This window comes from uncultured Gimesia sp., from assembly GCF_937910335.1.
GTDB lineage: Bacteria > Planctomycetota > Planctomycetia > Planctomycetales > Planctomycetaceae > Gimesia.
On the sequence record NZ_CALEMX010000308.1, the window covers coordinates 1 to 11,357 of the forward strand.

Genomic DNA, 11,357 nt, shown 5'->3' on the forward strand with positions numbered 1-11,357 from the left:
GAGATCGGTATTAACCGCGGCTAATGCCTTGCGGCTGATCTTGTTTTTGATCATTTAGCCGAATGGCGTTGTTTGATCATTAGCCGAATGGCGTTAGCCACGGTTCCTCCCAAGTTGAAAAGCACTATTGCAAATAAGAAACACTACCAAGGACGTCTCTGATTAAACCCTAGCGCCCTTCAGAACTGATGCTTCCAGCCCGTTCGCTCAAGAGGTGTCACTGAACCTGCATCATCTTCCAGAAACGCTCCCTGCTCTGCTCTGATTTCACCAATGTGTGTCAATTGGCAGTTGATAGGGCTCTGATCAAGCAGTAGTTGCCCTGCTTCGGGAGAAGCGGTAAATAGCAGTTCAAAGTCTTCTCCATCATTCAAAGCGTGTTGCATGCGGTCTGCAGGCGATTCTTCCAGTGAAACGCGTTGACTGATCGGTATGGCTATCTTCCTCAACACGGCGCCCACTTGTGATTCTGACAGTATATGATGCAGGTCTGATCCCAGACCATCACTGATGTCGATCATCGAATTGATGCTGACAGACTTTCTAAGTTGAGCGGCCTCTTTCACACGGGGAGTAAATGTGAGATGGTGAGATGCGAAACTGCCTCCCAGCTCACCGGTGACGAAGATCCAGTCTCCGGGAGTCGCACCGGAACGCTGTATCGACCGAGAGGAAGCTGCCGTTCCGATGATAGCGACATTGATCACCAGGGGGCCATCCCAACTGTTCGTGTCGCCACCGATAATCTGGATTTGAAATTCGTCTGCCAGTTGAATGATCCCCTGCATCACAGACTTGGCAAATTCCGGTCCTCGAGTGCGAGGCAACGCCAGGCTGATCAGCGCGGAATGCGGAACTCCGCCCATCGCCGCGATGTCACTTAAATTGACAGCCAATGCTTTGCGACCTGCGAGTTTGGGAGTGGCCGGCGGAAAGGTAAAATGCGTCCCTTCCATCAACATGTCAGTCGCAAGCAGCAATTCGTTGTCAGTCAACGGCTGAATAATCGCAGCGTCATCACCAATGCCGATTACGTTTGATGGTGAATCAGGGCATTGCTTACGTATCCACTGAATGAGATCAAATTCGTGAAATGAGGAAACCATGTGCGATGAAAAGGAACTAGCCGATGCGACAGAATTTCAGGATTCGATTTTGGCAAATACCACAGCATTTCATCATAGCAGATCTGTGTAATCTTCCGCGAGGGCCAGCCATAGACGAATTCGGACAGGATTTTTTTCGAACAGACAAATCCACAAAAAAAGCCCGATACATGTTTTGAAACCAAGTATCGGGCTGAAAGATCAGGATGAACTATATAAGGAAATCCGTTTGAATGACTAGTTGCTGGTGGTCAGGTTGAGCGGCAGATGACCATAGAGAGTTTCATTTTTACGAAGGATGTAAAACTTCAGTGGACTGAAACTGGAAAGTTTTGAATTACTCAGTACGTAGGAAATGTTACTGAGGTTGACCGTTTCCCAGATATGTAGTCCCACCAGAATGTCGCCTTTCCGCATACCATTTAAGGCTGCAGGGCTCTTAGGACGAACTTCTTCAATCAACATGCCACCTTCGTACCGTGAATTGATCAGATGCTTTTGAGAATCCGGAAGTTTGGAAATTCGAATTCCCAACAATTGCCAGGTCTTTTCCAGAGTGGGATCATTGGAAACTTCGTTATTCTGTGCTCGTACGATGGGTACGCTGACAGGTTGCGTACGTGCAATATTCGTACTGTCTGCTAATGTGATCTGTACGGTTTGTGATTTATCTTCCCGTCGGATCAAAAGATCAATCGTGTCTCCTGCCTTGTGTCCCATGAAGGCCCGCTCCAGATCAGCACGGTCGACAACATTCACTGACCCTGCCTTCATTACGATATCATCTTTTTTGAGACCAGATTTTTCTGCCGGACTGTTCTTGGATGGTGTTTTGAGGACAAGCATCTGCTTGTCTCCCTGCTTCACATCATTGGCTTGAATTCCGTGATAGGTGTGATCGAGTAATTCGGTACTGATCAGGTTGGCGATGATTTTTCGTGCATCGTCAATGGGAATCGCAAATCCAATTCGCTGGGCACCCGCTCGGATGGCAACATTGATCCCGATGACTTCACCATCAAGATTCAACAAAGGGCCACCACTGTTACCAGGATTGATGCTGGCGTCGGTCTGTATTAAATTTTTGTATGACTGTTTTTCGTTGACTTCGACATCCCGAGATAAGGAACTGACAATACCCGATGTCACGGTATGCTCATAGCCAAATGCGTTTCCGACGGCAATGACCGTTTCTCCCAACATCAGATCGGAAGAAGTTCCGGGAGGCATGACAGTCAATTTCTTCGTAGAATTGATCTTGATAATCGCCAGATCTTCGCTCTGGTTTGAAGAGATCACTCGCGCAGAAAATGTACTGCCATCCAGCATGGTCACGCGCAGAGAATCCACACCATCAACAACATGATGATTGGTCACAATATAACCACGGGAATCGACAACAATTCCCGTACCCATACCATTCACTTTCCGGTTTTTTGCAGAACCGAAGAGCGAATCATCTGTACGCGCTGTTTTCTCGCTGTGGATATTCACCACGGAGGTTTTGGCACGTTCAATGGCGCGTACTAGCGGAGTCTTACGTATATCGGAAGCTACACTGTTCTCACAATCTGCACTTAACCCAGTGAAAAGAATTACTATGCATAGTGTAAGTTTATAAAAGCACTTAATCATTCGGTGGCTCAGTTCATCGAGGTGGCGGTTGCGATCTCTCGCGTGTCCTAGTTCCATCTACCGACCGGAGGCGTCCTTATATGCTCCGTAGACTGGATATCGGAATGATTTCATCAGTGTCTTAATTACGAACAAGATCTCTGGAATAGTTTACCTAGATCACAAGCCGTTAGCCTGGGTAAAGCATGCGGATCAAGACGCCTAAAGTTCCAGAAATATCGCAGAAGCGGAAAGAATGGCTCATGATTTATCGTGAAGAGCGGACGGGAGAGCTGGAATGTTTTCAAATTTGCGAAAGTCCTGCCCTGATAACGCTCAGGAACAAATCTCTTGAGTATAATTTCACGATTTATCAAAAATCAAAAGTTTCTTTTTTAATTGATTTTTTTCTGCGGAGGGTGCTTTTTGCATCGCTTTTCTGAGAGTTTCCACTGCTAGAGTTCTTTGATTGTTTTCATGATAAGCGGTAGCCAGTGTATCCAGTAGATTCCAGTCGCCAAATTCTGTTAGCTCGCAGGCCTTCAATGCATGGGTGACTCCTGCCTGTGGATCTCGATATTTTGAGTCGGAACAGGTGACGTAAAGCCATGCTAGATCGTTATGTGCGGTTTCGGATGAGGGATTCAATTCGAGCGCTCGTTTGTAGTCATTTATGGCAGACTCAAACTGTTTTTTTTCTTCCCAGACACCTGCACGATTGCTAAATAGTTCGGATACGAAGTGGTTGGACTTGATCGCCTGATTAAAGTCATCCAATGCCAGATCGATCTGCTTTTCTTTTCGATAGGCGATTCCCCGGGCATTCAACGCAGAGATCATTTGACCGTTGATGCGAATTGCCTCACTGAAATCTGCAATAGCTTGTTGAGTTTGCTCGTTTTCAAAATAGACCAGACCCCGGAGATGCAATGCGTTGGCACTGGATTGATCGAGGACCAGCGCACGATTGAGATCGATCAGGGCTTGCGGGTACTTCTTTTGCAAACGGAAAATATTTCCACGATTCACATGGATGTGTGCATTGTCAGCTTTGATTTTAAGTGAAGCATCAAAATCAGCCAGCGCCTTTTCATAATTCTCCAGAACCTGAAAGGCAATACCTCGCAGTTGATAGCGTTCGGCTGTTGGTTTCTTTGATATCGCCTGATTCAGAAACGTGATCAATGCCGCAGGTTCTTTGGTATCGTTTTCCCGGATCCAACCCCCCAGCAACGGAACCCATCGCCATTCTTTGTTGGACTGAGTCACCACTAATACTTCACCCGGACTCAATTTTTGAATCGTACCGCCGCTGGTTTTGATCTCTGCGTTCTGAGATATGACGATAGCCGTCCGTGAAAAGATTTTCGGTGCTTCGTCGCCAAAAACATGCGTACAAAAGAACACAGCACAAAATAGTGTGATTTGAGTCAAATTCAGCTTAAATTTCAGTGGCATGGATCGTGATCCGGGCTTTCTGATGTGAAGATTCTGAGGAATTGGAAAATTTTTGATATAATTAGTATAATTCGCAGACAACCTAGATTAACATGTGATTCTATGACCGGGCCGCACTCTTTCCCAAAGAAAAAGGGAATGAGAATTCATGAATTGTCATTTTTTGCTAGATATTGAAAACAACTGTGAGAGGGGAAGAAGGTGAATCAAATGTATAAAGTACTATGTGCTTTAGCCGCTGTTTTGGTGATGACATCGGCAGCTCAGGCCGGAAAGTGTCGGTCTCAACAGTGTTGCGTCAGTGCGGCACCATGTCAGGTTGGTTGCAATCCGTGTGCAACGGTTGTCTGTCGACCACAATGCAAAACAGTCGAACGGACAGTAATGGTTCCGCAAATGGTAACCGAAGTTCGCAAGGTGAAATGCACTGCGTACCGCATGGAAACCCATCAGCGCGATGTGACTGTTTGCAAAAGAGTACCCGAAACTAAAGAGGTAACTCAAACTTACACAGTTTTCGTTCCGGAACAGCGCACACGTACGCAAAAGTATGTCGTCTGTAAACCGGTCTGGAAGACCGCGCAAAAGACGTACACCGTAAACGTGCCTTATACAGAACAGCGCACCGGAACCCGTCAGGTTCAAAAAACATTCTGGAAAGATGTGAAACAGGACTACTATGTAAACGTGCCCTATACAGAAAAGCGGACCGGAACCCGCCAGGTACAAAAAGTGGTCATGAAAAATGTCAAACAGGATTATTGTGTCAATGTTCCTTACAAGGTAAAGCGACAGGGAATGCGGACCGTAATGAAATGCGTTCCCGTAAAGAGCTACCATACGGTTTGTGAAGATCGCGGTCACTGGGAAGAACGACCCATTCAGTCCGCCTGCCCTGCCCCCGCCTGTGGTGGTTGTGGTACTTGCAACAACTGTTGCCAGACTGCTTGTGCTCCCGTTTGTACTCAACGCGTCTGGGTCTCTAAGATCGTTCAGAAAAAAGTGGAACACACTTCATATCGTCAAGAGTGTGAGCAGGTTCCTTACACTTATGAAGTTCAGTGTTACAAACCAGTGAAGAAAACCCGTACTGTCAAAGTCTGTGAGACCATTTGTGTTCCTGAAAAGTACACATACAATGTTCAACTTTGCAAACAGGAAAAACGTAGTCGTACTGCGAAAGTCTGTGAAGTCAAATGTGTGCCTGAAAAGTACACTTATAATGTCAGGCTTTGTAAGCAGGAAACACGAACCTGCGATGTGAAAGTCTGCTCTTACGTCAAAGAAGAAAAAACACGCGACGTCTGTTACACCGTTTGTGTACCACAGCAAAAAACCTGCACTCGTAAAGTAACGGTCTGCAAAATGGTTCCTACAGTTGTCAAACAGAGTTATACCGTTTGCGTTCCTTATCAGGTTGAGAAAGAAGTGAAAGTTCAGGTTTGTCGACATGTTGCCAAAAAAGTCATGGTACAGGTACCTGATTGTCCGGTTTGTGAAACGAGCTGTGCTTCCTGTAACTAATAATTCAGGAAATAACATGCATATCTGATAACTTCTTCAGCAGAGACAAGCCTCATACTTTCGAGTATGAGGCTTTTTTTATAGACTGACTAGCAGAGTTAATCGTCTTGCATTCTATCAATGAGTATCCCGATGACCGAATTACCTTCTGATCTAAATAGACCCGCACGCTTTACAGAAGAGTTCGAAGCCCTGCTACAGACAATTTCCGAACAAAGCCAGCGCGCCGGTTCCGAATCTCACTGGCCTGTCGAATCCTGGGCGGCGCTCAAGCAGGCGGATGTACTGAGCTGGAATGTACCTCTCGAATTCGGCGGTGCCGACTTGAACTCTGCAGAGATGACCTACGGATACTCAAAATTAGCAGAAGCCTGTTTGACAACCACCTTTGTGCTAACCCAGTTCAACGCGGCCTGCCAGCGAATCAACTGGTCCGAAGATCAGGATCTGAAATCTAAAATATTCAGTGAGTTAATAACGGGAAAGAAATTTGCCACTGTCGGAATTTCGCATTTGACCACCTCACGACAGCATCTCAGTAAACCAACCGTCTCCGCCAGACAGACACCTGCAGGCTGGATTCTAGATGGATTTGTTCCCTGGGTGACGGGCGCCATTCACGCCGACTACATTCTTACCGGAGGCGTCTGTGAAGAAGGAACGCAAATTCTCGGTCTGATCAACACCGGTTTGGACGGAGTCGAAACACAGTCACCCATTGAAATGTTATCGATGACAGGTTCGCAAACCGGCGCCGTCAAACTCAATCAAGTGCTCATCCCTGCAGAGTATTTGATTGCCGGCCCTGTCGAAAATGTATTGAAACGTCCCGATGGTCAGGGAGGCGCAGGTTCTTTGACAACGTCGGCTCTTGCACTGGGAGTGGCCCGCCGCGCGATAATGAGACTCAAAGTAGAAGCCGATCAGCGACCCGATCTGGTGGAAATCTTTGAGCCATTCCATACCGAATGTCAAGAGCTCGTAAATGAGATGATGGCCGCCCTCAATTCGGGAGCAGTAAACGGCGCGATCTCCGAGAACATTCGCGAACGCTCCAATTCATTGGTCCTGCGTGCCTCACAGGCATTATTGGCGGCTGTCAAAGGTGCCGGCTTCGTTAAAGGTCATCCCGCAGAACGGGCCATCCGCGAAGCGATGTTTTTTCTGGTCTGGTCCTGTCCCCAGCCGGTCGTACATGCCAACATGCGCGAATTTGCTTGCGTATTGGATTGATCCTGTCTGTTCGGCTGCCAGTTTTTATGACAGCTTACTTTTCACCGGCCATTGCTTCAGCCAGATTAACAACATGGTCCCGCACACGTCGCATTGCATTTAAGGTTGCAGTGTAAGAGACATTGATATAAGGATCGACCTTCTCTGCAGATAAATAATCCAAGTGCTCACGTTGTAATGTTTTTGCTTTCTGTTTGATTTCTTCCCCGGAATGGACTGTTGCAGAAACAACGTCCATGTCTTCCTGCTGATAAGCCGAAGTCACATGATTTAATTGTTTTTCCACCATGCGAAGCAGGTCTAGTAATGAATTGTTATGGGTTTCATCAAAGACCCTGCCCTGCTTGTTTAATTTCAGCCGAAACTTAGCGATTCGCTCCAGATAATCACTGATCGATTCATATTCATCCGCCATTCTTAACTGACAGCGTCCTTGAGTGATCACATCCTGAGGCAGATCCATGGCCAGTAAATGCGTAATATAAGTAGTAATTTCATCCTGCATCCGGTCCAACTCTTTTTCATCTTCGAAGAGTTTTTCCACTTCTTTCGGATCAGGCTTCTCTTGCGACAGAATATGGTAGAGAATCTGGGTCATTTCATTGCAGAGATTCCCCATCTTGATCACTTCCCCACGCGATTGTTCAATCGCTAGCACGGGCGTTTCCAATATGCGGATATCCAGGCTGGTTAAATGTGCGACTTCCTGTGGTTTATCTTTGACAATCTGCGTCAATAATTTTGCCATCTTGCCAGCAAATGGCAGAAAGACAAGCATGTTCAAAATATTAAAGACCATGTGAGTCGCTACAACAGCCTTAGCACTACCAGGAAACGTTGCTGCTCCGTTGATCATCACCGCTTTGTTGACATCTACATCGATCAGCCAGGGGATAAATTCGACATACCAGAAAAAGATCGTCGAAATCCAGATCACGCCACCGATATTAAATAAAACGTGAAAATAGGCAGCCCGTTTTGCGTTGGTCGTCGTTCCTAGAGAGGCGAGCAAAGCAGTGATAGTGGTACCAATGTTTTCTCCCAACACCAAAGCGGCTGCCGTCTCAAAGGGAATGATTCCCGTTGCAGCCAGAGAAAGTGTGATCCCAAGTGTGGCAGAGGAAGATTGCACCAGGACTGTCAAAATACAACCAGCCAGCATACACTGGTAAAGTCCGACAAAAGAATCTGCCTGAAAAAATTCAAACCATTCTAGAAATTTGGGCATATGTTGCACGTCTTTACAGGCAGTTTTCATGAGCTGTAATCCGTAAAAGACCATACCAATGCCCATGGTTGCGAGAGCCGTGTAACGCACTTTTTCATTTTTGGTCAATAAATAGACGAATGCGGCTACACCCAGAATCGGCAGGCCATATTTGCCAATTTTCAGCACGAGAATCAAGCCAGTGATCGTTGTGCCGACATTCGCGCCCATGATCACGCCAATAGCCTGAGTCAACGACATCAGACCGCCATTCACAAAACCAACGGTCATTACCGTCGTCACAGAACTGGATTGAACCAGCACGGTGACCAGGAATCCCACCATGGTTGCCAAGATGCGATTGTTGGTGACGGCACCGATCAAGCGTCTCAGGCTGGCTCCAGCGATAGATTGCAGGCCTTGGGACATATACTTCATACCCAGAAGGAAGATTCCCAAACCTCCGATGAGGGTAGTCACCATTTCAAACATTGTATTATTTGACCCTGTTAACTGATCTTAAAGTCCCATTCTCTTTTCTCTCAAGAGTGGGTAGTCTCGATAGGTGTTCATCTGGTTTGATTCGTGTTAAGATTTCGCCTCTTTATCATGAAGATTCATTAATAATACAAGTCTCTAGCGGGCTTGTCTTTCAACTCGGCACGAAAATATAAGAACTAACGCTTGTGGGATCGTGTCCCTCACGGTAAATCAGTTCATAGACTTAGTCTGGAAGGAATCGGCGCTCAGGAAACCACTTGAAAACAGGGTTGATACAAGCGTTTAGTTCCTTTTTCAGGCCCCCGTAGCTCAATTGGATAGAGTGCTGGCTTCCGAAGCCAGAGGTTGCTGGTTCGAGCCCAGCCGGGGGTATATAAGTCCTTTGGTACCAAGGGGTATTGTAATGTAAGGCGTGGGCTGGTTAGGACATGCAGCGGTCTCTGTTTTGTCGCTTGTCTGCTCCAGTTCACCGCATACAGCAGGGTACTGCGTCGCTTTTTGCGTCGCTTTTTGTGCGGCCTTTTCATAGTCATCCTCTCGCACTTGAAGATAGCTTTGAAGGGCTACTTTTGGCGAATTTCCAAGCCATGCAACAACCGTTTGCAATTGGAACCCTTCCTGCAGTAGTTCCGTTTCTCGCGTGCTTCTGAGGTTCTGAAATAGTCGCGGCCACTGGTTCAAACCAGCTCGTTTAACGAGTTTCTGCATACTGGTTCGCAGATTGCAGCTATTTACGCGATATCTCACAATCACATGCTCTGCCCCGTCCTCTGCCAGCTCGAAACATTCCTCAAGGTATGGCCGCAATTGTGGGAAGATTGGCACGATACGCCCTTCCTTACCCTCGTATCGTTCTGTCTTGGGGCTGCTCACATAAAACCGATTGTCTGACCAATTGACGTCTTCCCATCTGAGAGCAAACGTCTCTGAAGGCGTCCTGAGTCCACCGTAACGAGCTAACGCCACAATCAACCGCCATTCCGCATCGGGGCAAACATCAATCACGCGCTGTGCCTCATTCGCTGTAATGAAGTATTCACGCGACTTATTAGGAATCGACGTTGCTTTTAGATCAGCAAACGGGTTTTCTGTGATCAGTTTCTTTCTGACTGCGTTATAGAAGAATACTTTAGCCACTGCACAATGTTTGCGTACCGTGTTCTCTGCCAATCCCTTAGCTGTCAACCATAGCCGCCATTCGTCACAATCTCCTGGGGTGATATCCTTCAACAGACGATCCCGGGAAAAGAAGTCATACAGATAGTTGATCGCGTTTCTGTATTTCTTCTGCGTGTTCGGCTTGGTGTCGATTTCCCTGAGTTTGTAATAGGCTTGGCAATAATCCTCAAGCCTGGATGATTCGCGTTCATCGACCAACCCAACACCAACCAGACGTTTCAGCATTTCCGGTTCTACTTCAGTCAGCCAAGTGGCCGTTGATGAATCTAGCGCATGCTTGGTGATACGGTGCGCGATAAGCTGTTCTACTTTTACTTTCATAGCCTCTGCAGTTTTCATCGGCACTTTACCAAGCCGTAACGTTTGCCGTTTCTTATCTGCTCCGACAAACTGAATCGTTTTCCGTCCATTCGGCCTCTTGCATACGCTCGCCATATTCTTTCCTTTGTTGCATAAGTAAACTTACCTGAAATGCTGATAGTTCAATGGGCCATCAACAGCAGCCCGTTGCTATGGAAGAATCAACTTTCAACCATGTCTGTTTTCTCAGTAATTGTCAATATTGCCTTGTTCCCGTTCAGGTATCAATCAGCATGTTTTTTCATTGTTGAGCCTCTGATACCGCTTTTCCCCACATAGCCGCCTGTATGGTGGTGGTGATGTTCTTGTATTTTTTTATTTATCGCCGTGTTTTCCGCGAAGGCGAAACCGCATGCGTTAATACTGCCCAGAGGACCCCGGCTTTCTGGTTATTGTCCATCGTCAGCAAGTTCCTTCATGATGTATTTCTCTGCTCGTTCCCATGCCTCATAGATGATCAGGAATGCATCATTGCCATACTGCCGGTCAATCTGCTCTGCTGCATCACGAATAAACCGCAATGATTGAACGTAGGCATCACGAACTAAATCAGGATCTATCAGCGTTCCCTTGCGCTCATCCAAATCCAACTCAGCTAGATCGGCCTTAACGCCCCTGTAACGCTCCAGATTGTCACTGTCGCCGCCTGCCAATAGTGGGTCTGATGATTTGCACCAACGGTTATTCTTTACCCATTGCACCATCTCGTTTAATGGATACGCTCCCCGTTTTCCCGGGCAACCTTCGCCAAGCCATATCTGGATTGTCTTAGTTGACACATTGAAAAACCGAGCACATTCTGCATGTGTCGAAGCGATGAATTCATTTTCAGAACTGGAAGTAGAAGAACCCATTTTTTACCTTTTACTGACAAAAATTTGCGAGAAGTCCGAATCACCTTTGGAAATACGGTTCTTTTAGAGGACCCGTCCATCCTCACAACTAATTCCTGCCACCTCTTAAAATCTGATCAAGTGCAGACATTTCCCTGCCTTCTGGATTTTTGACATTTAAACCAGTCCGGGCCGATGGAGTTAATCCGAATTGACGCGCCATGCTTTCTACTTCCTTCCAGTAACGGGAACGTGCCTTTACTGCTGGATGCTCTGTCGTGTACTCACCACCGCTTTTATTGACCTGGGTAATATAGCTGCCCTCTTCCTTTACCGTCTCAC

General features: G+C 46.7%; 8 protein-coding genes, 1 tRNA gene and 1 pseudogene. 3 read left to right on the forward strand and 7 right to left on the reverse strand.

Translation table 11 applies throughout. The annotated features are described in order from the left end of the window. Positions 1 to 179 precede the first annotated feature (179 nt). The 3 genes from Q0668_RS12420 to Q0668_RS12430 form a co-directional block, all read right to left on the reverse strand. Positions 180 to 1,106 (reverse strand): thiamine-monophosphate kinase, encoded by a 927-nt coding sequence (locus Q0668_RS12420; RefSeq protein WP_298865000.1) that lies wholly within the window; start codon positions 1,104 to 1,106, stop codon positions 180 to 182. Between the two features lie 237 nt (positions 1,107 to 1,343). Beyond that, positions 1,344 to 2,600 (reverse strand): trypsin-like peptidase domain-containing protein, encoded by a 1,257-nt coding sequence (locus Q0668_RS12425; protein ID WP_298865003.1) that lies wholly within the window; start codon positions 2,598 to 2,600, stop codon positions 1,344 to 1,346. A 483-nt stretch (positions 2,601 to 3,083) separates the two neighbouring features. Next, the gene (locus Q0668_RS12430; protein ID WP_298865005.1) at positions 3,084 to 4,178 is read right to left on the reverse strand and encodes a tetratricopeptide repeat protein; all 1,095 of its coding nucleotides are present in this window, start codon (positions 4,176 to 4,178) and stop codon (positions 3,084 to 3,086) included. 210 nt (positions 4,179 to 4,388) lie between these two features. Here Q0668_RS12430 and Q0668_RS12435 point away from each other — a divergent pair, with 210 nt between their 5' ends. Both Q0668_RS12435 and Q0668_RS12440 read left to right on the forward strand, forming a co-directional pair. Then, a complete protein-coding gene (locus Q0668_RS12435) occupies positions 4,389 to 5,702 on the forward strand; it encodes a hypothetical protein (RefSeq protein ID WP_298865007.1) in 1,314 nt (437 codons plus the stop codon). Positions 5,703 to 5,834: 132 nt separating this feature from the next. Continuing rightward, complete coding sequence (locus tag Q0668_RS12440; protein ID WP_298865010.1) at positions 5,835 to 6,935, forward strand: acyl-CoA dehydrogenase family protein; 1,101 nt, start codon at positions 5,835 to 5,837, stop codon at positions 6,933 to 6,935. Between the two features lie 34 nt (positions 6,936 to 6,969). Here the strand turns inward: Q0668_RS12440 and Q0668_RS12445 are convergent, their stop codons facing one another. Then, entirely contained in the window at positions 6,970 to 8,634 is a 1,665-nt protein-coding gene (locus tag Q0668_RS12445; protein ID WP_298865012.1) for a Na/Pi cotransporter family protein, read from the reverse strand. Positions 8,635 to 8,941: 307 nt separating this feature from the next. Between Q0668_RS12445 and Q0668_RS12450 the strand changes: the two genes are divergently transcribed. Beyond that, positions 8,942 to 9,015 (forward strand) — tRNA-Arg (locus Q0668_RS12450). A 177-nt stretch (positions 9,016 to 9,192) separates the two neighbouring features. Here Q0668_RS12450 and Q0668_RS12455 read toward each other — a convergent pair. The 3 genes and pseudogenes from Q0668_RS12455 to Q0668_RS12465 all read right to left on the reverse strand — a co-directional run. Continuing rightward, positions 9,193 to 10,257 (reverse strand): annotated as a pseudogene (locus tag Q0668_RS12455) (site-specific integrase); the annotation flags it as partial. Between the two features lie 314 nt (positions 10,258 to 10,571). Further along, complete coding sequence (locus tag Q0668_RS12460; protein WP_298865015.1) at positions 10,572 to 11,036, reverse strand: hypothetical protein; 465 nt, start codon at positions 11,034 to 11,036, stop codon at positions 10,572 to 10,574. A gap of 88 nt (positions 11,037 to 11,124) precedes the next feature. Beyond that, positions 11,125 to 11,357: P27 family phage terminase small subunit (locus tag Q0668_RS12465; protein ID WP_298865018.1), on the reverse strand; the 233-nt coding region annotated here is incomplete at its 5' end.

Bases quoted from the DNA above. Each gene is read 5' to 3' on its own strand.
- Q0668_RS12420 (WP_298865000.1), bottom strand. From the start codon at position 1,106: ATGGTTTCCTCATTTCACGAATTTGATCTCATTCAGTGGATACGTAAG.
- Q0668_RS12430 (WP_298865005.1), bottom strand. From the start codon at position 4,178: ATGCCACTGAAATTTAAGCTGAATTTGACTCAAATCACACTATTTTGT.
- Q0668_RS12435 (WP_298865007.1), top strand. From the start codon at position 4,389: ATGTATAAAGTACTATGTGCTTTAGCCGCTGTTTTGGTGATGACATCG.
- Q0668_RS12440 (WP_298865010.1), top strand. From the start codon at position 5,835: ATGACCGAATTACCTTCTGATCTAAATAGACCCGCACGCTTTACAGAA.
- Q0668_RS12445 (WP_298865012.1), bottom strand. From the start codon at position 8,634: ATGTTTGAAATGGTGACTACCCTCATCGGAGGTTTGGGAATCTTCCTT.
- Q0668_RS12460 (WP_298865015.1), bottom strand. From the start codon at position 11,036: ATGGGTTCTTCTACTTCCAGTTCTGAAAATGAATTCATCGCTTCGACA.